The organism is Phaeodactylibacter sp., from assembly GCF_022763345.1.
Taxonomy (GTDB): Bacteria; Bacteroidota; Bacteroidia; order Chitinophagales; family Saprospiraceae; genus Phaeodactylibacter.
Map to the genome: position 1 here is coordinate 170,811 of NZ_JALEGS010000068.1, position 23,788 is coordinate 194,598.

The following is a 23,788-nucleotide window of genomic DNA, read 5'->3' on the forward strand; positions in this document are numbered from 1 at the left end:
AAATTATGGCAGACTCAATACTTTGGAACCGGTTGGAAATCCGTGCGCGCAGCGAGCGGTTTGACGAGAATCTGGGCAATCAGCTTTATGACCCCTATTGGATGCTTTGCCGGCAGTGGCAGACCGGCGAATTCGAAGGAACGGACAATGGTTCCCCGGCAGAGGTCCGCGTGAAATGGCAGCAGTACCCTTTCCGACAGTTATCGGCCGATGGCAACCATCCTGTGGATTATAGCAATCATCAGCCGATGGAAGCGGAAGTGGAACGTGTAGCAGTAGAGCCGGGTATCCCCCTTCGCATTGAGATGGGGCGGCAACTGGAGCGAATGCTACACCGTGCATTGGGTGATGCCGCAGGTGGAGTGGTGCAAACTTTGAAAGCGAGTCCGGAGCTGCAATTTCAGATCCCTGCTGCAGCGACTACGGAAGACCGCATGCAAAATGCACATGAGCTTAGCAACAGGAGCCTGCAAACCTGGGTACACGCCGCGGTGCAGACCGGTGCCCTCGATGGAGGGGCGTTGTACAAAAAACTGCGCGGGGGGCAATCCCTTACGGACTTCTTGCCTGGCCCTAATCCTCAAGCGGATACAGTAGGCGGGCAATGGGTCGACTGGTTTGATCGTCAATACAATCAGCCGGTCGATGAAACAAAAGATGCCTGGCGGCCCGAACGTATGGAGTATCGTTTTCAGGCCCACCTCAAGGGCAAAAACGGTGCCCCTATGCAATTAGGAGCCGAGGAGTACTACGAAGGGCGCCTCGACTGGTACAGCTTTGAGGTTGCTGAATCCGGACGGGGCAGCCGGGACGATGTGCAAGCGCCTCAGGTCCGGCATTTAATCCCCACAGAAGTGGACTACCCCGGTATGCCTGCTGCCCGATGGTGGGAGATGGAAGATGGCAAGGTCAACCTCCTGGCTATGGAAGCCGGTGCCACACAGTCCGGGCGGCTGGCGCTTATGGAGTTTGGGCTCATGTACAGCAATGATTGGTTTTTGCTGCCGCTGCGCGTTCCCGGTGGAGGGCTGCTTGAGGTGGAAGGGGTGGGAATCCGTGATGTCTTTGGGCAGTGGTCCGAGGCAAACCACTACAGGGATAGTTCCGGCAGCAACCATTGGAACTTCTTTGGGCTTACTGGCATTCCTGACCCGCAGAGTGCTTACGATAAATACCTGTTGCTGCCGCCCGGCGTAATTGACCTTAAGGAAAGCCCGGCACAGGAAGAAGTCTATCTGGCCCGCGATGAGATGGCAAATATGGTTTGGGGTATTGAGTATTATCTTTCCGATGGCATTGATGGCCGGCGGGAAGGCAATGCTGCCGCCCTCAATACCGCCACATATTTACGCGCTCTGTCGGAGGAAGTCACCGGAGGAGCCCCGCCCGCTCCACCCCTTGAAAATGAAGCCTTGGTCCGTTACCGGTTGGCTACGGATGTCCCGGAGCATTGGATTCCCTTTAAAGCCGCTCTTGTGCCAAACGGTGGCGGTGCGATCCGGCTGCAGCGGGCGGCAATGCCGCGGATATATCCTGGATTACCGATTGAGCGTATCCGCCCCCGCACGAGCCTGCTGCGGTATGGCCTGGATAAACCAGCTTATCAGCCCTTCTTCATTCCGGAAGAAGAGGTGCCTAAGTCAGGTGTTAGGGTTTCCCGAACCTGGCAGCGCGCCCGTTGGCACAACGGACGGACCGCGCTTTGGAGTGGTTTCCGCAAGCAGAATGGCCGGGGGCAAGGCAATAGTGGTTTACGGTTTGATGGGTTATTTGAGCGGGATTAGTGGTTCCAGACTGACGTACCGGTATTCCGGGAATAGATGTTTGAGCAGTGTGGTTTTCCCGGATTGCCGGGGTCCAGTCCCTGCAAGAATGGGGTATGTCTCAACCTGTCTACAAACAGCAGTGGTCAGCTGCCGGTTGATTATGCTCATAGTGACTAGATGGTAAATTTTGAAAATACAGGCTATGTATTTTGAATTTGCAGTGCTTAATCCAGTCATTTCGGTTATGAAAGGGCATAAGCAATCCTTCTTGTAAGCTGCGTTCGTGTTCTCCTCTGCATCGATTTTTTCTCAAAGGCAGCTCGCCTTGACCTGTTACGGTCTGACCACGTGAAGCTCCTGTCGCCCGGTCAGGTAACTCCAAAGTCTCGATAAGTCCGAGTTTTTTTTCACACTTGTATCATTTCCGCCAGCAAAGCAGTACGAGTAGTCAGAAATGGCACTGCCAAATTTTGTAACAATAATGCTATGTATTATGCTCAGCTTCACGAATTCCATGCCAGGACTTGTATTCATACTCTGCTTTCTTACAACTGGGCTGTCTGCACAGTCCAATCCCTGGAGAGCAGTAGGAGAGGGTGAATTTGCCACTCAGGCTATGGATCGCTCCATCATTCCTCAGAAATATTTGACTTATGCATTAGATATGGATGAATTGCAAGTCGTTTTGGAGCGTGCTCCAATGCGGTATTCTCCTGAATCTTATGAAGCGGTGGTAATACTACAGCTACCAATGCCCAATGGTGCAACGGAGCGCTTTAGAATTTTTGATGCACCGATTATGCAAACTGATCTGGCTGCCCGGTATCCTCTGCTTCATGCGTATGCAGGAGTCGGTATTGATGACCCAACAGCCAGCCTGCGATTCAATATCACCCAGTTTGGGTTTCATGCCCTGATATTATCTGGTAGGCACAGCCCGGTATATATCGATCCTTATTCAAAATCAGATACGCGTCATTACTTAACCTACTATAAGAGCGATTACCAAAAAGCAGAAAGCCACGAATGCCATTTCGGTGAAGAGCAGGATCTGGCAATTGAAGACCTTCCCCTCGGAAGTTCCCAGAGCGATTGCAACTTAAGGACCTACCGGTTGGCACTTGCCTGTACGACTACTTATGCTGATTTTCACGGTGGGAATAAGCCAGATGTGATGGCTGCATTTCACACGACGATGACCAGGGTGAACGGCATATTTGAAAGAGAAGTTGCGGTAAGTATGATGCTGGTCGCTAATAATGACGAGTTGATTTTTATTGAGGACTCCCCTTACAGCGACGAAACCTCCTTTGGTATTTTTGATGAAAACCAGGTGGTTTGTGATGATATCATAGGTACAGCGAATTATGACATAGGGCATGTATTTGCCCATGAAGGTGGCAGTGTAGCTTTAGGAGGAGCTGCGTACAGAAGCGCTGCCTGCGTTGACCAGATGAAGGCGAGTGCTTTTTCAAGCTTTGACCCACCAGTTGGAGACCCGTTTGACATTGATTTTGTAGCTCATGAAATGGGGCACCAGTTAGGTTGTAGCCATACCGCAAGCAACAACTGTAATAGTACGCGTGCGACCTCTGTGGAACCCAGTGACGCGTCCACTATCATGGGGCAGTACTTTTGTGACCTGCCCAATATACAGGCCAATAATGACGCCTATTTTCATGCTGTGAACCTCCTGGAAATTGGTTACAATACGACTGAAGGCCCGGCGGGGAGCTGTCCGACTTTGACGGATACCGGCAATACGCCTCCTGAAGTTGAGGTAGAACAGCAGCGTTATGTATTGCCTATTTCCACTCCTTTTAAATTGGAAGCTATTGGACAGGATGCCGATGGTGATGTATTGACCTATTGTTGGGAGCAAATGGATAACGAAATGATCCCTAACCCGCCAATACCTGAAATCGAAGCCGGTCCGGCATTTCGATCCTATGAACCTGTAGAGGAGCCCTATCGTATTTTTCCTGCGCTTGAATACCTCATTAATGGGACCGATTATCAATGGGAGGTCCTGCCGGCAGTGAGCAGGGAGATGGATTTCCGTGTCACGGTGAGAGACAATTTTATGGGGGCGGGGTGCACGAGCGAAGCCGATGTAGATTTGACTTTTGATGAAGGCGCAGGCCCATTTCTCGTTCAATCCCCGAACTCAGATGTAGTTTGGTATGAGGGCGCTTCCTATACGATTAGCTGGGATGTGGCCAATACAGATATGGCGCCGGTAAACTGTAGTCAGGTAGACATACTGTTATCAACCGATGGAGGATATACCTATCCGGTTAATTTGGCAACCAACGTCCCGAATGATGGTGCCCACATTATTGAAGTACCGGAAATACTTTCTAGCACGGTCAGAGTGATGGTCCGGTGCTCGGACAACCTATTCTTTGATATCTCAGATGAAGATTTTTCGATTGCTACCGCCTCCAACCCTGCTTTAGGGCTGGCAGTGGATGCCCCGGTGCAGCAGGCATGCCAGAATGCCGAAAGGGTTAATTATCAGTTGTCTTTCAGCTCGATTGCCGGGTTTGATGAGGAAGTGACATTAAGTGCAAGTGGTATTCCGTCCGGAGCAAGCTTCAGCTTTTCCAGTTCCAGCTTTATCCCACCGGCAAACATAAATCTGGACATTGAGGGGCTCGAGAATGTCGCTCCAGGAGCCTACACCATAGATATTAACGCCAGTTCCGCCTCTAGTGATCTGGGGCAGGAAGTTATACTGGAACTCGAACAGGACATTCCAGAGCCTATCTTGCTAACTACTCCGGCAAATGGGGCATCAGGAGTGTCGCTCCGTCCTGATTTTAACTGGTCTGGTGGAGGTAATGACCCAGAATATATTGTTGAAATCGCCAGAACGCCTGGATTTGGGCAGGCGGTGGTTGAGGTAGGCAGGGTCAACACGGAAGCTTACACTCCAACAGTAAGCCTCGCTCCTCTAACGGTCTATTATTGGCGGGTAAGAACGCAGAACTCCTGCACTCCTGCTGAAGGTGCCCCATGGTTTTCTTTCCAAACGGGTGGAGAAGGGTGTTATATCTTCACGAAGTCTGATCCGGCATACGTGCACGGATATGTGGACACTGAAACTTCTGAGTTAACCGTAGGGCATGACTTAAGTATAACCGATGCAAATGTTCAGCTTGAGATTTTCCATAAAAATATTGGCGACCTTTCGGTAAGCCTGACAGCACCTTCCGGCACATCCGTAGAATTATTCAATCGTCCGGGGGTTCCTGCCACTGATATTGGGTGCTCCAGAGACGATATGCTCCTGATATTCGATGATGAATCCTCCAATTCAGCCGAACAGCTGGAAAATTCTTGCATCAACGGGCAAGAATACGGCATTGAAGGAACCTTTCAACCTATGGTACCTTTAGCCAATTTTAATGGTCTGCCTTCGGCAGGCGTATGGACCTTAAATATATCAGATGACAAATTTATGCACGCTGGGTCAGTTGACAATTGGTCGTTAGAGCTTTGTTTTGATCAGGATGCTGCTAATCCGCCCGCTTTTTCCAAAATGGCCCTCGCCGTACCTGAAAATGGAAGTGCCCTTATTCAGAGCAATAACCTCCTGGCGAGCACTTCCGAAAACTCACCAGAAGAAATCATCTACACCATAGTGTCTATTCCATCCGCAGGCGATCTGAATTATAACGGAAGTGTTGCAATGGCTGGCACCACTTTCAGCCAGGCATCGATCAATGGTGGTGCACTGAGTTATACAAACACCAATCCGGATGCTGGCACTGATCAATTCAGCTTTGATATTGCCACTCCTCAGGGAGGCTGGATTCAAGGGGAATCACTAAACCTAAATATAGGTGAGGGGACAAGCGTTAGGGAGAATAGCTCTAGTCTTCAATTCGACCTTTTCCCCAACCCATCAACTGGAGTACTTAATTTAAATCTGGCAGAGTCAGGCTCCCAAAACCTCAAGCTACAGCTTTACAGCATCTCCGGCACCGTAATTTATGAAACGCAAATAGATCCGGCTCACCGGATGCAGGAACTTGACATGGAAGAAGTCCCGCCAGGCGTATACCTGGTCGTACTATCAGATGGCGCGCATCTCGGGCGGAAAAAGTGGATTAAGATCTAGAAGCATTAACCTTCACAGAAAGGTAAGTGAAAATGCCCCTGAAGTTTCAGATATACGCAGTACGGAGTGGTCACCCACTGGCGCTGACAGCCAGCACGGGGAACGATAAATGCCGGGCTAACAGTCCAGACACTCATCGTCTGGGGCATTGATCCAGCCATTCATCGTCTGGGTCAATGATCCAGCCATTCATCGTCTGGAATCTTGGGTTTGCGACATCGGCCACTGACAAAGCGTAGCTTATCAGGACAGGCCGCTGATGAAGTCAAGCTTATCAGGGCAAGCGCGAGCCACTTCTCAGCGTAAATGCTGACCCGCCTGCCTTAGTATTAGTACGGCTTCCGGTGGCCGAAGCCCACAGGCGACGGGACACGGGCAGGCATTGAGTAGGTTTGCTGCTCCGATCTTTATCGGAGACCACTTAATCGTCAGTATATTCAGGTAGATCGTATAGCTCAGGATAGCCCGATGCTAGAGTTGGAAATAGGGGCGGGCGAAGTGATGGTGGTTCGTTGACTCTTATGCGTTAGCCATGCTAATTATGCAATGCACCTGCCTCGCTTAACATAGAATACCCAGTGGTTTAACGCGGAGTTAACATACTGATAGTCAATATTGTAAAGGTAGGGTGCTGGTTCTGCTGTGGTGTTGATTAAAGTCAGCCCAGCCGCTGTTTTTCCTAAATGCAGATCGATAGCAATATGCTGAATTTGCAAAGGAATGATTCACCAATACACCGCTATCGTATGCATCCCCTTAAATACCTTTTATTGCTCAGCTTATTGATTTGGAGTTGTGACAACGCGACAAGACATCATGAAGTCACGATTGTTAATGGAACGGGTTCAGGCTCCTATGAGCTTGGAGAAAAGGTCTACATCGAATCTGATAATGCTCCAGAAGGAGAAGCTTTTTTCAAATGGGAAGGAGATACTTTTCTATTGGACCAAAGCAGGAGCCCCGAAACTTCCTTTACGATGCCATTCCAGGACATACAGCTTACGGCTACTTTCAAAGACTTGCCCAGATACAATCTTGCCGTTGAATCTGGAAATGGATCAGGTGCCTACCTTGCAGGTACTATAGTCCAGGTCTATGCGTTTGCAGCGGCTGAAGGAAAGGTATTTGACCACTGGGAAGGAGACGTCGCATTTCTAGAAGACTCCACCTCTATGCAAAGCACCATTGAAATACCGGAATTTGATATTAGCATCACTGCTATCTATGTTCCCAACCCTTCAAACCTGGTTAGTTTTAGCCAAGAGGTATTGCCGATCATGAAGGTGAGCTGTACCAATACAAGTTGCCATAGTTATGGCACGGTTTCGGAACCGCTAACCAATTATCAGGAGATTAAGTCTATTCTACCTAGTGTAAGGTCTGTGATTGCCAACGCCTCCATGCCTGTCGCGCCTTATGAGTTGACTCAAGAGGAACGGGAGTTGATCATCGAATGGATTGACCAGGGTGGATTGAATAATTAATACTATACCACAACTAAGTTTTAGTTTCTATGAAGAACGTGATAGCACTTCTGATGCTCTTGTTTTTGTTGCTGTTGACCAGTTTTTCGGATAAGGGTTCTGTAATTCCGGCCTCCATTGTATTTGAGAGAGATATCTACCCCATTTTTCAAACTAAATGCAATCAGGGGGAATGCCATGGAGATAAAGGGAAAGCTTTTCCGAAATACACCTCCTATGGTATTATTAAAGGAAAATCCAGGAAAATAGCCTATCGCCTGAATAAGGAAAAAGACCCTATGCCTCCAGTGGATGCAGACCTTCCATTGACCTCTGAAGAACGCCAACTTATACTTGACTGGATCGCCTCGGGTGCCCCAAGAGATTGATCATCATTGTCTGTACACCAAATAATTTAGTAGTCTGATGAAAAACATAGCCATAATTGTAGCCCTAATGCTTATTACCGGTAGCATATGGGCGCAGCAGGAGCCCGTTGAGCGATTTCCCGTCTACGAGACGTTTCGAACCTACTACTTACTCAACGGGCATACTACAGAGATGCTTGCAAAAAGGGATTTGCTCCTAAACATTTCCCATCGGTTTAACGGATACACTTCAGAAGGGATTCAAGAGCTTTTTGGCTTAGATGGATCTGCAAATATCCGGTTGGAATTAATGTATGGCCTTACTGAGAATCTGGATGTTGGGTTCGGCAGAAGTAGTTTTTTTAAAACCTATGATGGTACCGTTAAATACCGGTTAGTGCAGCAAATAGAGCAAGGAGTTCCTTTTAGTCTGGTTTTATTTGGAAATACCGCTATCAGAACCCATGAATGGTCAGAATTGGAAGCCGCTTCTTTAGAGCGAAAACACCGGATAAGTTATCAGGTACAGGCAATGGTTTCCAGTAAGGTTTCAGAATTTTTGAGTATTCAACTGATGCCTACCTATATCCACAGAAACCTGGTGGAAGAATTAGAGGAAGAGAATGGCATCATGAGCTTAGGCGCAGGGGCTTCGGTTAAATTTGCTCCAAGCGTGGCGTTTAAAGTAGAGTACTACCATCGTTTCAGCGAAGCGAACATTGGAGCGAAATCATTGCATCATGCAGTTGGGTTCGGAATAGATATCGCCAATGAGCGGCACTCTTACCAGCTCCACTTTACCAATAATACAGGTCTCATAGGACAGGAATTTATTCCAAATACCCACGATAACTTTTGGAATAACCAAATTCACTTTGGCTTTAGAATCGTGAGAAGGTTTGCCTTATAGAAAGAAGCGGATCGAGTTTTATTGTAGCGTCGCTTCCTAAACCAATTCCCCCAGCACCGGCGTACCGGCCTTCCCTGGCGACTGATTAAATAGCCGGGCATAAGCTGCATAAAGCTCCGGCAACTGTGCCTGAAAAGCAGCCGGCCAGGTGAAGAAATGCACAATGCTCACCGGACGGAGCGGAATGGGGTCTAGGTTGATCCATTGCTGTATCCAGGCCTGGCTAAAGCCGCTGATTTGCTGTAGCTCGAGCCAGTGGTCTTCAGTAAGGGGCGGTATGTCGAGCTCAGGGTAGGAGCGCTCGAAGACTTTGGCATACTCGTGCAGCCCGATGTTGTAAAAGTTGTGGGGCTCCAGAAAGCCTTTCATCAGCTGCTCAGCGGAGAACAGGATGGCACCGTCTTCCTCGTAGATTTCGGAAGCGTGGTAATTTTTGGGATACTGAGGAGAAGGGAAAGGCTGCGGGAAAAAGATGAGGTGCTCAAATTTGGGCAACAAAAAGTCTTTGCGGCCGAAGGTGAGTTGCACGGCACAGATGGCAGCGACGGCTTTGAGGTCTTCCGTTACGTCTTCCATCCCTTTCGCCATAAAGTCATTGGCTTCCATGTACAGGCGTACCCGGCGGCGAAAGCGCAGCTTTTCAGAATCAGCCAGGCGCTGATAGTAGGGCAGGTGGCGCTGTAGCAACCCCCTCAGCTTTGGGGGCATATCGGGTGGGCGGCGGGTCCACCACCACCAGTTGATCTGTGGGCTTAGGATGTAGATAAAGGCCAGCGCAATCACAAAAGGCACGACGTAAATACTGTAGCTGGAATGGGCTTCCCAAGCCAGGAACAGAAACAGAATGGCTCCAAGTACAAAGGGGATGGATAAAATGCGTGCTGGCATATACTGGTTTTGAAGGGGAAATTACAAAATCAGTTAACACTTCGGGAGGAATCGTGTTTCATTCCCATTGCCAAAAATCATTGCTATGATAGCCGAAGCCATCGCCCGATATTTCCACTTTATCAGCATTCTGACTATGGTCTGTGCGATTGCCGGGGAAGCCTGGCTCATCCGGCCACGCTTGCAACGCCGTACCCTACAGCAGTTGTTTGTACTCGATAGCGTGTATGGGCTAAGTGCCCTGGCTATAGTGGGCATTGGACTATTGCTGTGGTTTGGTGTGGGCAAGCCTGCAGCTTACTATACATCCAATTGGGTTTTTCACCTCAAGCTGGGGCTCTTCACTGCCTTAGGGGTTTTGTCGATCTTTCCAACTGTATTTTTCTTCAAAAATCGGAAGGGACAAGAAACAGATTGGGTGGAGATTCCGGCACGCATCCGGCTCCTGATCCGCCTGGAACTCCTTTTGCTGCTCTTTATCCCGCTTTGCGCAACGCTTATGGCACGCGGGTTTGGACAGGTGAGCGGATAGCTATATCTTTTGAGGTGCTGGTAGTGTTACCTGTTAAAGCCTCACACCTATGATCTATTACAAAACAAATGACAACTGGTTTGGTGACCTGCGCCACCTTGCCAAAAGCTGGACAATGGTCCGAATTATGCGCAGTGTCCTGCTTATCGGCGTTTATGCCGCAGTAGTCTGCCTGACGATCGAGTGGCTCAACCTTGGGCGGTATGTGGACCTCAATACCTCGGTGTTTTCTCTACTTGGGGTGATCCTCAGTATTTTGTTGGTTTTTCGGACCAACTCTGCCTACGACCGCTGGTGGGAGGCGCGCAAGCAATGGGGCGCACTGGTCAATAACACTCGTAACCTTGCCATTTATGTGCACAGTATGTTCCCACAAGACAACACCGCCATCCGGCGGTACATGGGCAAGCATATTTCCAATTTTTGTATCGCACTTGCAGAGCACCTTCGCGATGGGACCAAGCTGGAGCAGCTGATCTATCTGTCTGAGGAAGACCGCAAAGCTTACGAAACCAAAGCCCATGTGCCCAACTACATTGCCCTGCAAATTTTTCAGCGACTGGCAGAAGCCCACCGGAATCAGGAAATAAATGAGGGCGATTACATCAATATCAAAGCGCAGCACCAAAGCCTGCTGGATATCCTGGGGGCATGCGAGCGGATCAAGAAGACGCCCATCCCCTTCTCTTATGCCGTTTATCTGAAAATATTCATTACAGCTTATGCATTTTTGTTGCCCTTCGCGCTGGTCAATACCTTTCACCTGATGAGCATCCCCCTGTCGATGTTCATCTTCTTTGCGCTATTGGGCGTGGAGCTTTTGGGAGAGGAAATTGAGGACCCCTTCGGGCTCGACTGCAATGATTTGCCTACCGGCGATATAGCCCACACCATTAAAGGCAATGTATTTGAAATACTTGAATCCCGGCATCCGGTGGAATCCAGGGAGCGGGAGTTATATGAAAAGGTGTTCTAATCCTCACCAAGATACCGGTATACAGCCTTTTGCCATTTTGGTTCTGCGATTTTCTCCAGAAGCAATTGGTCGATCGGCTCTCGTACCGAACTGTCATCGGGAAGGGCTATACCCATGTTGTTCTTGAGTAAAAGCCTAGGGGAAATAGCCAGTCGCTGGTAGTAGTCACGGCTGTTGTTGAGATATTTCAAAACGGGCACGTTGGAGACCACCGCATCGATCTCTTCGTTTAGCAATGCATCAATAGCTTCTTCGATAGATGTGAAAGGAGTGTAGTTAATGTGCTCCCGAATCAGATATTCTTCTCCGGAAGACTTTCGTGCTGCTCCAACCCTAACCTGTCGCAGTTGATCATCTGACTGTATGTGGGAAGAAAGCCGGGTCGTAGTCAGAATAGCACTGGCATTTGCTGTAAATAGGGAAAGCAAAATAATACTGGTGAAAATCCATACAATGCCAAGTATTTTCCCGATTTGACTATTCGGTACTTTATCGCCATACCCCACCGTCGTCATCGTCACTGCAGACCACCATAAGCCATCGGCAAGCCCCTGAATATTTCGCTCGGAAGGATGTTCGCGATTGTAGCGCCGCTCAGCCAGCCAAACAATAGTGCCTGAGACAAGAAGAACAAGCAACAGGGTACCGATCAGTTCCAGGAGGTTGATGAGAATGGGCTTCCAGTAGTTGGCAAAAGCATTGCGGCGGGACCGGGCAGCTGTTGCAATACCTGTTCCGGAAGGATTGACGGCTTGTGTGAAGTCAACCAGGGCTTCCCGCCTTGGGGTGATCGATATAGCGCCGAGCCCTATGTCAAATTGACCTTGTTGCAAACCCGAAAGCAGCGTGTTCATATCGGTAAGGGTATAGGCGTAGGAGAAGCCCAGGTCGCCCGCGATATCTTCCCAAAGCTCCACCATTAAGCCACCGTAGGTACTATCCGGGTACTGAAGGCCAAAGGGCGGCGAATCATATACCGCTACCTGTAGTACATCCGGTGAATTAAGCTGGACTGATGCCTTTTGCCCCAATAGCCAGGCTGGTATCAAAAGGAAAATGAGTATTGATCGCATTTTCTAAAAAGTTGACCGGAAGATAAGAAGTGATCGTAAACCCAAAGTTAACAGGGTATAAATCAAACCTAACGGAAACTTAATTCCTCCTCATTTCAGAGGTTTCAACTTAATGCTCATCTTTGCGTTGCCCTGACCAATACCGAAAAAACAGAACATGGAGCAAGCGACCATAACGGGCAGGGTATATGTACAGCAAAACGATCTTCAAAAAGGCATCCCCAACGTAAGTGTTTCCGATGGCAAAATGGTCGTGCAGACAGATGCAGACGGGCGCTATACCCTGCCAAAGCCTAAAGCAGAGGGTGTCATCTTTATTACCAAGCCCGTTGGGTACGAGCTGCCGCTGAATGCCCACAATCAGCCACAGTTTTTCTATTTTATCCGCCCAGAGGGCAGCCCCAATAATGCCGAGCTGGAATACGAGGGTTTCGAGCCTGCCTCACTACCCGAAACCATAGATTTTGAACTGCTGCCGGGTCGGCGGCAGGAGCAGTTCAGGGCGGTCTTTTTTGGCGATATTCAGCCTAAGACCGAGGAAGAAGTCGGTTTTTTCCAGCAGCTCATGGTACAGCACCTCCTGCATCAGCCCATGGACTTTTTTGTGCCGCTCGGGGATATTGCCTGGGACGGGCTTGCCCTCTATCCGGAGATTCGGGACGCCCTTTCCGGGATTGGAAAGCCATACTACACAGTCTGCGGCAACCATGATATCAACCTGCGGGCTACAGATTCGGCATTCAGCCGGGAGACCTTTCAGCGCTACTTTGTGCCTACTTACTATGCTTTCGACTATGGGGAGGTACACTTTGTGGTGCTGGACGATATCGGCTACACAGGCTGGAATACCGAGGATGATACCTCTGGCATCACTCAGGGTTACCTTTCGCACCGACAGCTAGACTGGCTCCGCAATGACCTGGAAACCGTTCCCGAGGAGAAGCTGGTGGTGCTGCTTATGCACATTCCCATCTACACCGATATACTGCCCGCTGATACCTACCGCAATATTCAAAACCGGGACGATTTGTTTGATATTTTGGACCACCGAAAGCAGGTGCTGGCGCTGGCTGCACACACCCACTTTGTAGAGCACGTTGACTTACGCGAAGGCGGCTGGTCGGGCGATGGGGCCTTTCAGCATCTGGTCTGCGGAGCGGCCTGCGGAGCCTGGTGGAAAGGGCCCCGAGATTGGACCGGGCTACCCGTTCGACTGGGGATGGATGGCACCCCCAATGGGTTCTGGGTTTTCGATTTCGATGGGGCTGCTTATACCTATCGCTTTCAGCCGGCAGGCCAGCCCGAACAGGAGCAGGTGGGGGTACGGGCGCCCATTTCAGGACCGCTTGCTGTCTGTACGGATGGACAGGAGGTCATTGCAAATATTTATGCAGCCAGTTACGAAGCGGCCGTCACCTGCCAGATTGATGAGGGCGTGCCTGTACCTATGAAGCGCACGGTGGAAAAAGACCCACTTGTTTTGCACATGCTCGAGCAATACCCGGAAGATTATCCGCATTGGATGAAAGCCAGGGATTGTGCGCACCTTTGGAAAGCGCCGCTCCCGGATCATTTAAAGCCGGGCGTACATACCCTTACTTTCACTGCCATGGAGCCGGATGGGCGTACCACCACTGGGAAGCACACCTTTCGGTTATCCGTTGGTTGATGCCGGCTTACCTGGCTTACCGGATGACTTTCAGCCTATGCAAGACTTGCCCTCCAGCTTCCAGCTGCAAGGTGTACAAGCCAGCAGGCTGCGCACGCATGTCCAGCATAAAAGTTTGCCGGTTGCCAGCAGGAAGTGTTCTGGTGTATACGGTTTGGCCAAGAGCATTTCGTAAAATCACCTGGGCATTGTTGCGTTCAAACGTCCCTTCTACCTGTACCGTCAGTTCCTCTTGCACCGGGTTAGGAAATGCCCGCAACGCAGGCGCAGATGGTTGGAAGTCAGAGGCACTTACCGTGATAGAATCCAACGTGACCACTTCCAGGTCATCCACATAGAAGCCATCGAGTTGTATGAAGTTATCAGACGCCATTAGGAAACGGATAGAGACAGATTCGCCGAGGTATTCCGTCAGGTCAATTTCTTCCTGTACCCACTCATTTTGAATGCCCTGATAGAGCGGCTCTGCGGGCTGAAAACCACCATTGCCAGTCACGGTATAGCGGCCGCAGAGCGGAGTCCAGCTATTGCCGGCATCCGTGGAAAGCTGCACCTGAGCATAGTCGTAGTCATCCTCGGTTGCCCATCGGGCCTGAAAGCGCAGGAAGGCTTTGCCGGCTTCTTCATTTAGCGTCAGGTTTTCATTTAGCGTCAACAAGTTGGTTGTTGCAGCGGCGTAATTGCTGAAAGGGCTGTCAGTGAAGGAATTTGGGGCGGAGACAAAAGCCTCTGTAGTTGGTGCCCATGAGCCGCTGCTCGTCCAGTTGGACGGGCTGTCCATGGGGTCTGCGAAGACGGTGTTGGTTTCGCCATTGAGGTAGATTTTTTCCAGCGTATCGCGGTAAACGTATCCGCCATAATCCAATGCAATAGCGAAGCGCACTTCTTCAATAATGGCTGATCCCGGCATCACCAAGTAGTCGAAGGAGTAGCCCGTGCTTTCCAACAGATCAAGGGTGAGCACCTGTGGAGCGGAAGCCACTACTACATTAGAGCTGCCTGCGGTAACGCTTAGGGTGGCGCTGCCATCCTCCAGCCCAAACCGCTGTATTTCCATTGGGATCGTACCCTGTAAACTGCTAAGGGTTTCCGGCGTTTCGTCCCGTACTTCAAGGTAGTAGTGGACGAGGTTTGCCATAGCCAGGTTTTGCCAAAGCACGCCTTTGTTCAACCGGTCGATGGCTGAGGCAGGGGGCCAGAACCCGAAGGTGCCGGGGCCGACTTCCGGGGTGTAGGAATAGGCTTTGTCCTTGGTCTCCATTTCGCCGTACATCCAGTCGTCGCTGCCCCCATTGACCACGTAGCCCACGGTTTCGGTACCGGTGCCCAGCCTGAAGTCGTTGAAGCGGTTCATCACATTGCCCATGCCTTTGAAAAGGGCATCCTCGCTTGTGGGCACATCGTTGTAGCCCCAAGGGTGGATAAGGAGGTTGCCAAAGGTGTGGTAGTTCAGTATGATTTTGAAGTTATGCAGCTCGCAAAAAGCTTTTGCCGCTTGCGTCTCGGGCTCTGAGAAAGGCGCATCCCCCCGGAAAACCTGACTGTTTGGGTCGGGAGAGGAGCCGCTGTCGTCAAAACCCCACTCGAAGCCATAGTTGCGGTTAAGGTCTACTCCAAAAACATTGCCACCAAAGGGGCGGCGGTTTTTACGCCAAAGCCCGCCTCCCTGCGGCATAATTTGTTCATTGTACACGTAGCCATCCGGGTTGAGGCAGGGGATGAAGTACATGGCGGTGTTGTTGAGCAGAAACTGTACTTGGGGGTCGGAGTGATAATTCTCCAGGAGGTGCCACATGTAAAAAATCAGCTGAGAAAGGCTATTGGGTTCCCGCGCATGGTGGAGGGCGGTGTAAAGCACCTTGGGCTCGGCAGGCTCGTCCGTAGCTGCATTATCGGATATGCGGAGCCAGTAGATGGGGCGCCCTTCAAAGGTCGTGAAGGTGTCAATTGGAGTGACAGGCGTGATGAGCTCGGGGAACAGATCATGCATACGCTCCAGTTCGGCTAGCATCTCATCGTAGGTGAAATAGCCGCCCATTGTGCCGTCTACGTAGTTTTCGGGCGTAGGGATGTCTTCAAAGGGGTCATCCGTGGCGCAATCGCCATTGCGGAACCCGATTTGCTGAGGCTGCTGCTGATAATAGGTGCCTACATCTTCAATGGCAATTTGGTAGGGAATGCCAGCGGCTTCGAGCAACTGTACTTCTCTTTCCGAAAAATCATTCACGAGGAACGCACCCGGTCGGATAATGCCGTGATCGGTCTCCAGCCCAAGTGCGCCTACTTCCTGAATACTGTGGCGGGACAAGTCGACGCGTACCCGGTGGTAAGTGGTTTGTGCTGAAATAAATTGTGCTCCTAAGAGGAGGAGGGCGAAGGGTAGTAACAGTTGCCTCATGAGTTCGTTGTTTCAATATTAATCCGAAACGAACATAAGACAAAATTCTGGTACTCTGGTTGGTTGGAAAACCTGATTTGGACAAAAGGCTTGCAGAAAGAGGGCTTATTCTTCCCGGATCAGGGCTGAAACTCGCATGGAACGCAGGGCCGGAGGGAACGCAGCGAGCAGCCCAATTGTCACCACCGTTATCGCCACCGTTACAAAATCCATAAAACGCAAGCTGATCGGATAGGCTTCTACAATGAAATTACCAGGCACGGTAATGAGCCCAATGTACTTTTGAGCGGCATAAAGCCCGAGTGCCAAAACGATACCAATACCCAGGCCTAACAGGCTGAGCAACACACCCTCTGCCAGGAAAATATCGCGTATGGTCGTTTTCAGCGCCCCCATAGATCGGAGAATAGCAATGTCCGGCTGCTTTTCCAGCACGATCATCCACAGTGCTCCGATCATGTTGAAGGAAACCAGGAGCAGCATCAGGCTGGCAATGGCGTAGCTGAGCCACTTCTCGATCTGCATGAGCTTAAGAAAAGCCGCCTCCTGTTCAAAACGGTCTTTGACCTCATAATCTTCGCCGAGCAAAGTGGCGATTTGGGCCACAGCATCTCTGGAATCCACGCCTTCCTGCAGTCGGATTTCAATAGCGCTGACCTCATCGGCATCCGCTTCCAGTAGGCTACGCGCAAAGCTGATAGGCGCAAGCACGTATTCGTTATTGAACTCGTGCTGAATGACAAAGGTGCCGCCCGGATAAATATACCGGCGGCGGAAAGGCTGAAGCTGCCGGCTGAACATTCCCCGGCTTTGGCTTCTCCGGGGCATGTATACGCCCAGCTCAGTGAAAGGGTCGCCGACGTTGACGTTGAGTTTATCCCGCATGCCCAGGCCGAGTATGGCAAAGTCTTTTTCGCCGTCTTTCAACCGGTATACGCCTTCCCGGACGGTAGTGTCAATACCCACCACTTTTTCGTAGTTGGGGGCCACACCCTTGAGGGTGCCGAAATCCTGATTGTCCTTGTACTCAAAAAAGGCGACCTCCTCCAGCGAGGTGGTTACGGCGGCGACCTCCTCCAGTGCCAGCAGTTTTTCCAGTATTACCGTATCGGCCGTGAAGGTCTTGCCCTGTGCAGGAGTGACCTTCACATCCGGGTTGAAGTTGCTGTACATCGTCGCGATCAGGTCTTCAAACCCATTAAATACGGAAAGCACAAGGATAAGCGCCGCTGACCCTACTGCAATACCAAGCACCGCAATACCCGTGATGATATTGATGGCGTTGGTTGATTTTTTAGCAAGCAGGTAGCGGCGGGCGATCCGTATGGAAAACTGCATATTAAGGTTAATTACTAGCGCTCTGTAGGGCGTGTGGGCAGATTGGGTGTCTTGATAGTCCGGAGCATGCCGCGCTGTTCCTCGATCATCACGTTATGCTCGTTGTTCATATACTCGTACTCTTGGATCAGCTTTTGAATGTCCGCATTCATTTCTTCGAAGTCCGCGATACGGTTTTCCACGGGGTATCCTTCCACTTTTAGCCGTTCCAGTAGGTCATCGTGCTTTTTCAGGACTTCCGCCTGATGCCCGAAGAAGCCCTCGTGCTTTTCCAACAGCCTTTCGTGGTTTTCCCGAAGCTGGGTATGCAGGGAGTCGGTGCCGATTTTGTTGGGCTGACTGTCATACTGCTCCCGCAGCGCCGTGTATTCCCCCTTGGTCTGATCGAAGCTGTTGCGGTAGTACTTCAGGGAGGTGCGTGCCTCATCGTACTGCTTTTTCAGCTCTTCAAACTTAACCTCCTGCTCATTGGTGCAGGCTGTAAATGCAATGGCGATAAGTACCAGTAGAAAAGAAATTCGTGTCAGGTTCATGGTATGCATAAGGTTGTTAATTGAAATCTTCTTCTCCTTCCTGTAAAACATCTGCCGGTTCCGGGCAGCCATCAGGCCGTGTCGTGGTCAGGTATAAATCAATAGCGGACCCTTTGACGACCATCTGCCCGGGAACAAACTCCGGCTCCTGTTGGTAGACAAAAGCGCTGCTTTCCGCACCTTCTGCCCCGGAAGTTTGTCCGAGAGTGAGGTTGGATGTGGTTAGGAGGAATTTTGCTTCGTCAAATCGCTTGCAGATCAGGTCCGGTAGGGCTACTTCATTGGTAATCCGTTCTGTAATGACGAACTCAAGTGTCGACCCACGTGGGACTTTAACGCCCCGGCGCAGCATATCATCTGTAATTTTTAGCCCATTGTGGAAGAAGTGCAGCACTGTATTTTCCTCCTGTTTATTGTCAAATATCCGCTCTTGTATCCGGGCTTTCACATCAATGCGTTTGAGCTTGGTCCGGTATTGTTCAAAGTTGTATCCGGCACGCATCAATGTGGGTAGGAGAACGGAATCCGCCTGCGCCCGGTATTTGCTCACATAAATGGTCCGCCCCTCCTTAGCCCGCTGATTGGGCATAGGGTCCTGCTGGTAAATGGTATTGGGGCGTTTGTTGCTATCGAAAAAGGAATCAATAGCGACAATCCGGAAATTCTGTTTTTCAGCTTTGCGCATCGCATCCCGCATATCCATACCCGTATAGTCGGGTACCTGTATAGACTCCCCGTGGCGGGTGTAAATCTTAAGTGACCAGCGCACGATGTAGATGGAGCCGAAAACCATCAGGAGGATACCCGCAAAGTTGCGCAGAAAAACAGGAGACTTCAAAAACTGCCAGGTTTCCTCTAATACTTTTTTGGCCTTAGCTTTTACCTGTTCTGCCAGTGTGCTGGCCCCCCCGGTACCAGTTCGTTGGTCATTGGAGTGGTCCGGAGAGGCAGACTTGGTATCCTCATTCATAGTGATCGGATTGTGAATCGGTTGAGCTGAGGCCTTGGCTTCAGCCGGTATGTGTTGAATGTCGGTGTCGGGTGTTTGCAAAGCGCTGCTGATCACCTGGTCTATCATGCTGGCCGGGGTCTGTCCTGCCGCAGTAAGCTGCACGCCGAATAAGCTGTGCGGGGTGACCGGTGGCTGCAAGTTGATATCAAAAATACAAACCTCAGGTGCTTTGCCATCCTGCAAATGTACAAAAGCATCGAGATTGGCAGGGCTTTTCAGGTCAAGCAGGCGTATAGCTTTTTCCAATTGTTGCTGAATACTCCAGGTTAACCCTTCATCGGAGGCAAAACGTGCCGGGGTATGACTGTATTTTACAGCCTGCTCATACTTTTCTGCCGAGCGCAGAATGTGCCCGCTGGGCCGAACTTCTGAAATGGGCAGCCAATTGTATAAGACGCGGCCTTCTTTGGATGGAACCGGGCAGACATGCGCACTGATCTCCATAAGATAGTGCCCGGCTTTGCGGGAGATTTGCGGAGCTGCAACCATAGCCTGCTTTTGCGGGAAAAGGGTTCCCGGAGAGAGCCGCAGTATCCGCCGTGCTTCCTGTCCATCCTCCGGGCTCGTCCTGAAAAGCAGGCGCGTGTAGGCCTGTAGTTCTGTGCGGGTGGACAGCAGCTGTACCCCTGAGCTGTATTGCCCGTCCAAAGGCCGCACGATCATTGGGTAGCCCACCTGGTTTTCGAGACGGTTCAGTGCCCCCGCCATGTCTTTTTCGTATTCTGACCGGGTCAGTCTGAGCTGATTGGGGACGGCAATACCGTTCCGGTCCAGGGTCCGCAGCAATTGGTATTTATCTCCACAGAGCCGGGCAGCCTGGCTGGTTGCGCCATTGTGAGGCAGCTTTGCTTTTGCCAGTTGGTCCAGCAGCGCGATAGGTGCATCAGTGGAGGCAGGCAGCGTAAGCCACACATACCCGGCAATGGCCGGCCATTGGTTAACGGGGCAGGGCTCTGCCGTTTTGGGGTAAGCCCGGTTGCTGTGCCTTGCCGTGAAGGCCTGCAGGGCATCGTCCAGTTGGGGCGGTGTGCCCGGATGGCTGCAAAACTGGTGAAGCTCTGGCATCGACGCTGTCAGGAAAGCCTGGAGCGGCAACCGGAAGTAATGAATGCCGGTATCCGTGACCGTTTGCCAGATGGGAATAGGCCGAAAGCCCTGCATTCCGTCCAGCCATTGAAAGACCTCCCGTGCACTTTCCAGCGACAGCCCACCGCCGTAGCCAAAGCCGCCACAGACCAGGGCGATACCGGTTTCTTCTGTGGGCTCGATGGGGGGGAGTGGGGCTGTGCCGGGAGCATGCTCCAGCCCGGCTTGTATGAGGAACGTCAGGGCCTGGCCGGGAGGGAGGCCCAGTTGCCCAAACCCGGCCCAAACCGGTGCTTCAATGTTCCAGTCTGGCTGACTGCTGATGCGGTCGATGATGAACTGCCCGTCCGGCAGACTGTAGCCACTGATTTGGGCGAAAGCCCGAAGTTGCAGGCGCTGAAATACTTCGGTGGCCAACTGAGGGATATGGTCCAGAAATCCAGCGTTGGCGTACACTTCGGGGACCTGAGGGGGCAAGACGAGCAGCCCGCTTCCGGGAGCCGCCAGCACGCTACAGGTGAAAGGAATGCCCTGAGGTACCTGCTCAATGAGGACTTTTTCCTGTAAGCTTTTTCGGTGGCTGCGCAGTCGGAATTCAGTGACCGAGGATTGGGTCGACGCCGTATTGAGGTATTCAAAAAGTTGCTGTGGTGCGTTGATAACAACCCTTTCCTCTTCAGTTTGCACTTCTATTGGAAAGCCCATTCCGTCCTCTAAGTCACCCAGCAGCCGAATAGTTTCCCGGCGTTCAAAATTGTTGCTGTCGCGCCACTCTGCAGCCGGTAGAATTTCTTCAAAAAAGGTCCGGTTGATGGCGAGCTCAAACCGCTCCAGGTCATCGGGGTGCTCAAGCTGGGTCTGCCCGGCAAGGGTGGGGACATCGCCGGGGCGGATCCATACGGGGTATTGGAGTTCGGTGGTTACGCGCTGATGTAAGGTGCCGGAAGCGTGCCCGGTCCATTCTTCATGGTCTATGGCAATCGCTGGAGTGGTGGAAAAGTCGTGAAGGTCCAGTAAATCCCGCAGGCGGGTCCGGTCAGATGTATAACGGCAAGCCGCTGGCGAAAAGCCGTTGTAGGGCAGGCCCAGTTCTTCCAGTTGCTCCTGAAGCTGTCCGTCTTCGGCAAAAGTGCCCTGCATGGCCATCCAGGCAAAGTCAATAATTTCCGGCAAATCAGCCCAGGCCAGGGGCTTTTCCAGGTACAGCCACTCCGGTGTAGCCGGCAGAGATTCCTGGCTAAGAGAAAAGCCATCGGGCAGCGCCTGATTGGCAGCAAGTAAATCCCTGATGCTCGGTACATTGAGTGCTGCGGGCTGCATCTGCAGGAGCTGTCCATGGGCATCGATTAGCAGAGGGACTGGTTCAAAAACGGAACGGTCCAACAGGGCATAAATGGACCGGGCGTTCGGGAGGGAACGATCGCGCTCACGGGAGGGGCCACCAAACAGAATGCCTATTTTCATACGGCGTTGCTGATTTTCGGCTGTAAAGGTAAGGAAGTCTGTCAGAATATCGGGTGTGTAGCTCAGACGTAGAATGCGTATGTTTGCAGCTCAAACGGGCATTTATGAACCGAGAAATCCTACGGCTGGCCATTCCCAATATCATCAGCAACATATCTGTGCCGCTTCTGAGCAGCGTGGATACTGCACTGATGGGGCGCATGTCTGAGCTGCATATCGGAGCAGTGGGCATCGGGGCGATGTTGTTCAATTTCATCTACTGGAATTTTGGTTTTCTTCGCATGGGTACAACGGGCCTGACGGCTCAGGCGTACGGGCAGCAGTCGGACGAAGCCGTGGCCCACACCCTGGGGCGCGCGCTGTTGGTCGTATTTGGCGTGGCGACTTTACTTTTGCTATTGCAATGGCCTCTGGGCGAAGCAGGCATACAGCTGATGAACACGGAAGACCGGCAGGCGGGCCTGGTCCGGCAATACTTTTTCATCCGGATTTGGGCAGCGCCGGCTACCCTCGGGCTTTACGCCCTGATGGGCTGGTTCTTTGGTTTGCAAAATGCTATTTTCCCGCTGGTGTTGACCATCATCATCAACGTCGCCAACATCCTGCTCAGCGTTTACCTCGTAGAATACAGGGGAATGGGCGTAGCTGGTGTGGCTTATGGTACGCTGATTGCTCAGTACATTGGGCTGATCGCAGCTTTTGGGCTTGCTTTTTACCGCTACGGCCACCTGTTGGGGCACTTTCAGTTACGAGCCATTAGCCAATGGGAAAAGCTGCTCGGTTTCTTGCGTGTTAATGCCGATATTTTCATCCGCACGCTTTGCCTGACTGGTGTCTTTGGGTTCTTCTACTCCCAATCTTCCGGGCAGGGCGAAATGGTACTGGCGGTGAACACCATCCTGCTTCAGTACCTTAACTGGATGTCATACGGCGTAGATGGCTTTGCGTACGCGTCGGAAAGCCTGGTGGGCAAATACAAAGGAGCAGCAGATAACCCCAAAACCCGACGGGCAATAGGGCTTTCCTTTGCCTGGGGCATGGGGCTGGCCGCTTTGTTCAGCCTGGGGTACGGGCTGGGGGGCAACGCGCTGCTTCGGTTGTTTACCAATCAGGCGGATGTGATCCTCGCCGCTCAACCTTTTCTTTTTTGGATGGTCCTCTTCCCGCTGCTGGGTACTCCAAGTTACATTTGGGACGGCGTATATATCGGGTTGACGGCTTCGAAATCGATGCGGAACAGTATGCTCCTGGCGTTTGTTACCTTCCTGCTGGCGTATACTATTGCCCGCGGCTATGGCAACCACGGTCTCTGGCTGGCGATGTTGGTTTTCCTGGTGGCGCGGGGTGGATTCCAGCATTGGCTGTATCACCGCAAAGGGCTGGCACTGAACTGATTCATCATGACCATCAAGATAGCAAAACCGGACAAGGAACCGGAGATTTTTTATTCTATTCAGGGCGAGGGAAAAAACATGGGGCAGCCCAGTATCTTTGTCCGTACCTCCCTGTGCAACCTGCATTGCAGTTGGTGCGATACCGATTACACCTGGAACTGGGAGGGCACCCGTTTTACCCACGATAACGATGTGCTGCCTGGCTACCGGAAGTTCAAAAAGCAGGATGTCATTGCAGAGATGACCCTTGAGGAAATAGTGGAGGCGATACAACAGTATCCCTGCAAAAACGTGATCCTCACTGGCGGCGAGCCTATGCTGCAGCAACCTGCACTTGCCGCTCTGATGGATACACTTGGCAGAGACTACTGGTTTGAGGTGGAAACCAACGGGACATTACTGCCGGACCCTGCCTTCGAAGCGGCGATCCATCAGTATAATGTTTCCCCCAAGCTTTCGAACTCCAATAACAGCCAAAAGCTCCGGGAGCGGCCAAAGGTATACCGGTACTTCGCCCAGAGCGACAAAGCCCATTTCAAGTTTGTGGTGGCCAACCCGGTAGAATTAGAAGAGGTACTGGATTTGATCGATCGCTACGCCATTAAGCCCTCCCGGGTCTATCTGATGCCGGAAGGGACGAGTACGGAGCGGCTGGCCGAAAAGCAGACTTGGTTGGTGGAGGCCTGCAAAGCGCACGGTTTTAATTTCACAAACCGACTGCACATCTTCATCTACGGCAACAAACGCGGGGTCTAATGAACAGCGAAGGGCAACCCCATCGGGATTGCCCTT

16 protein-coding genes and 1 pseudogene are annotated in these 23,788 nt (G+C 51.4%); 10 read left to right on the forward strand and 7 right to left on the reverse strand.

The window, feature by feature from the left end:
* Nucleotides 1-5 precede the first annotated feature (5 nt).
* A complete protein-coding gene (locus MRY86_RS19220; RefSeq protein ID WP_293566960.1) occupies nucleotides 6-1,784 on the forward strand; it encodes a hypothetical protein in 1,779 nt (592 codons plus the stop codon).
* A gap of 3 nt (nucleotides 1,785-1,787) precedes the next feature.
* Here the strand turns inward: MRY86_RS19220 and MRY86_RS27240 are convergent.
* A pseudogene (locus tag MRY86_RS27240) lies at nucleotides 1,788-1,934 on the reverse strand (AAA family ATPase); the annotation flags it as partial.
* 313 nt (nucleotides 1,935-2,247) lie between these two features.
* On the opposite strand from MRY86_RS27240, the gene MRY86_RS19225 reads away from it, so the two are divergent.
* The 4 genes from MRY86_RS19225 (at nucleotide 2,248) to MRY86_RS19240 (ending at nucleotide 8,633) form a co-directional block, all read left to right on the forward strand.
* Nucleotides 2,248-5,892 carry a reprolysin-like metallopeptidase gene (locus MRY86_RS19225; protein ID WP_293566959.1) on the forward strand — a complete coding sequence of 1,215 codons (3,645 nt, stop codon included), beginning with the start codon at nucleotides 2,248-2,250 and terminating at the stop codon, nucleotides 5,890-5,892.
* 746 nt (nucleotides 5,893-6,638) lie between these two features.
* Nucleotides 6,639-7,376, forward strand: a complete 738-nt coding sequence (locus MRY86_RS19230) for a hypothetical protein (protein WP_293564382.1) — start codon at nucleotides 6,639-6,641, stop codon at nucleotides 7,374-7,376.
* Between the two features lie 29 nt (nucleotides 7,377-7,405).
* A complete protein-coding gene (locus MRY86_RS19235; RefSeq protein ID WP_293564380.1) occupies nucleotides 7,406-7,744 on the forward strand; it encodes a hypothetical protein in 339 nt (112 codons plus the stop codon).
* 37 nt (nucleotides 7,745-7,781) lie between these two features.
* Nucleotides 7,782-8,633 (forward strand): DUF5777 family beta-barrel protein, encoded by an 852-nt coding sequence (locus tag MRY86_RS19240; protein ID WP_293564378.1) that lies wholly within the window; start codon nucleotides 7,782-7,784, stop codon nucleotides 8,631-8,633.
* A 36-nt stretch (nucleotides 8,634-8,669) separates the two neighbouring features.
* On the opposite strand, the gene MRY86_RS19245 is transcribed toward MRY86_RS19240, so the two are convergent.
* A complete protein-coding gene (locus MRY86_RS19245) occupies nucleotides 8,670-9,521 on the reverse strand; it encodes a zinc-dependent peptidase (protein WP_293564376.1) in 852 nt (283 codons plus the stop codon).
* Nucleotides 9,522-9,606: 85 nt separating this feature from the next.
* Between MRY86_RS19245 and MRY86_RS19250 the strand changes: the two genes are divergently transcribed.
* Both MRY86_RS19250 and MRY86_RS19255 read left to right on the forward strand, forming a co-directional pair.
* Entirely contained in the window at nucleotides 9,607-10,053 is a 447-nt protein-coding gene (locus MRY86_RS19250) for a DUF2214 family protein (protein ID WP_293564374.1), read from the forward strand.
* 49 nt (nucleotides 10,054-10,102) lie between these two features.
* Complete coding sequence (locus tag MRY86_RS19255; RefSeq protein ID WP_293564372.1) at nucleotides 10,103-11,029, forward strand: bestrophin family protein; 927 nt, start codon at nucleotides 10,103-10,105, stop codon at nucleotides 11,027-11,029.
* Here the strand turns inward: MRY86_RS19255 and MRY86_RS19260 are convergent.
* Nucleotides 11,026-12,102: a transporter substrate-binding domain-containing protein gene (locus MRY86_RS19260; protein ID WP_293564371.1), complete on the reverse strand. Its 1,077-nt coding sequence runs from the start codon at nucleotides 12,100-12,102 to the stop codon at nucleotides 11,026-11,028. The genes MRY86_RS19255 and MRY86_RS19260 overlap by 4 nt on opposite strands.
* A gap of 157 nt (nucleotides 12,103-12,259) precedes the next feature.
* Here MRY86_RS19260 and MRY86_RS19265 point away from each other — a divergent pair, with 157 nt between their 5' ends.
* Nucleotides 12,260-13,771 carry a calcineurin-like phosphoesterase family protein gene (locus tag MRY86_RS19265; protein ID WP_293564370.1) on the forward strand — a complete coding sequence of 504 codons (1,512 nt, stop codon included), beginning with the start codon at nucleotides 12,260-12,262 and terminating at the stop codon, nucleotides 13,769-13,771.
* A gap of 16 nt (nucleotides 13,772-13,787) precedes the next feature.
* Here the strand turns inward: MRY86_RS19265 and MRY86_RS19270 are convergent, their stop codons facing one another.
* The 4 genes from MRY86_RS19270 to MRY86_RS19285 form a co-directional block, all read right to left on the reverse strand.
* Nucleotides 13,788-16,169, reverse strand: coding sequence for a M14 family zinc carboxypeptidase (locus MRY86_RS19270; RefSeq protein ID WP_293564368.1), 2,382 nt, complete (start codon nucleotides 16,167-16,169; stop codon nucleotides 13,788-13,790).
* A gap of 105 nt (nucleotides 16,170-16,274) precedes the next feature.
* Nucleotides 16,275-17,507, reverse strand: coding sequence for an ABC transporter permease (locus MRY86_RS19275; protein WP_293564366.1), 1,233 nt, complete (start codon nucleotides 17,505-17,507; stop codon nucleotides 16,275-16,277).
* Between the two features lie 14 nt (nucleotides 17,508-17,521).
* Nucleotides 17,522-18,040, reverse strand: a complete 519-nt coding sequence (locus MRY86_RS19280; protein WP_293564364.1) for a hypothetical protein — start codon at nucleotides 18,038-18,040, stop codon at nucleotides 17,522-17,524.
* A 16-nt stretch (nucleotides 18,041-18,056) separates the two neighbouring features.
* Nucleotides 18,057-21,602, reverse strand: coding sequence for a PASTA domain-containing protein (locus MRY86_RS19285; RefSeq protein WP_293564362.1), 3,546 nt, complete (start codon nucleotides 21,600-21,602; stop codon nucleotides 18,057-18,059).
* A 104-nt stretch (nucleotides 21,603-21,706) separates the two neighbouring features.
* Between MRY86_RS19285 and MRY86_RS19290 the strand changes: the two genes are divergently transcribed.
* Both MRY86_RS19290 and MRY86_RS19295 read left to right on the forward strand, forming a co-directional pair.
* On the forward strand, nucleotides 21,707-22,996 hold the full coding sequence (locus tag MRY86_RS19290; RefSeq protein ID WP_293564360.1) for an MATE family efflux transporter: 1,290 nt from the start codon (nucleotides 21,707-21,709) through the stop codon (nucleotides 22,994-22,996).
* A 6-nt stretch (nucleotides 22,997-23,002) separates the two neighbouring features.
* Nucleotides 23,003-23,752, forward strand: a complete 750-nt coding sequence (locus tag MRY86_RS19295) for a 7-carboxy-7-deazaguanine synthase QueE (protein WP_293564358.1) — start codon at nucleotides 23,003-23,005, stop codon at nucleotides 23,750-23,752.
* Nucleotides 23,753-23,788 lie beyond the last annotated feature (36 nt).

What these genes read in the sequence shown, in the direction of transcription:
- MRY86_RS19220 (WP_293566960.1), top strand. Translation starts at nt 6, where the DNA reads ATGGCAGACTCAATACTTTGGAACCGGTTGGAAATCCGTGCGCGCAGC.
- MRY86_RS19225 (WP_293566959.1), top strand. Translation starts at nt 2,248, where the DNA reads ATGCTATGTATTATGCTCAGCTTCACGAATTCCATGCCAGGACTTGTA.
- MRY86_RS19230 (WP_293564382.1), top strand. Translation starts at nt 6,639, where the DNA reads ATGCATCCCCTTAAATACCTTTTATTGCTCAGCTTATTGATTTGGAGT.
- MRY86_RS19235 (WP_293564380.1), top strand. Translation starts at nt 7,406, where the DNA reads ATGAAGAACGTGATAGCACTTCTGATGCTCTTGTTTTTGTTGCTGTTG.
- MRY86_RS19240 (WP_293564378.1), top strand. Translation starts at nt 7,782, where the DNA reads ATGAAAAACATAGCCATAATTGTAGCCCTAATGCTTATTACCGGTAGC.
- MRY86_RS19245 (WP_293564376.1), bottom strand. Translation starts at nt 9,521, where the DNA reads ATGCCAGCACGCATTTTATCCATCCCCTTTGTACTTGGAGCCATTCTG.
- MRY86_RS19250 (WP_293564374.1), top strand. Translation starts at nt 9,607, where the DNA reads ATGATAGCCGAAGCCATCGCCCGATATTTCCACTTTATCAGCATTCTG.
- MRY86_RS19255 (WP_293564372.1), top strand. Translation starts at nt 10,103, where the DNA reads ATGATCTATTACAAAACAAATGACAACTGGTTTGGTGACCTGCGCCAC.
- MRY86_RS19260 (WP_293564371.1), bottom strand. Translation starts at nt 12,102, where the DNA reads ATGCGATCAATACTCATTTTCCTTTTGATACCAGCCTGGCTATTGGGG.
- MRY86_RS19265 (WP_293564370.1), top strand. Translation starts at nt 12,260, where the DNA reads ATGGAGCAAGCGACCATAACGGGCAGGGTATATGTACAGCAAAACGAT.
- MRY86_RS19270 (WP_293564368.1), bottom strand. Translation starts at nt 16,169, where the DNA reads ATGAGGCAACTGTTACTACCCTTCGCCCTCCTCCTCTTAGGAGCACAA.
- MRY86_RS19275 (WP_293564366.1), bottom strand. Translation starts at nt 17,507, where the DNA reads ATGCAGTTTTCCATACGGATCGCCCGCCGCTACCTGCTTGCTAAAAAA.
- MRY86_RS19280 (WP_293564364.1), bottom strand. Translation starts at nt 18,040, where the DNA reads ATGAACCTGACACGAATTTCTTTTCTACTGGTACTTATCGCCATTGCA.
- MRY86_RS19285 (WP_293564362.1), bottom strand. Translation starts at nt 21,602, where the DNA reads ATGAAAATAGGCATTCTGTTTGGTGGCCCCTCCCGTGAGCGCGATCGT.
- MRY86_RS19290 (WP_293564360.1), top strand. Translation starts at nt 21,707, where the DNA reads ATGAACCGAGAAATCCTACGGCTGGCCATTCCCAATATCATCAGCAAC.
- MRY86_RS19295 (WP_293564358.1), top strand. Translation starts at nt 23,003, where the DNA reads ATGACCATCAAGATAGCAAAACCGGACAAGGAACCGGAGATTTTTTAT.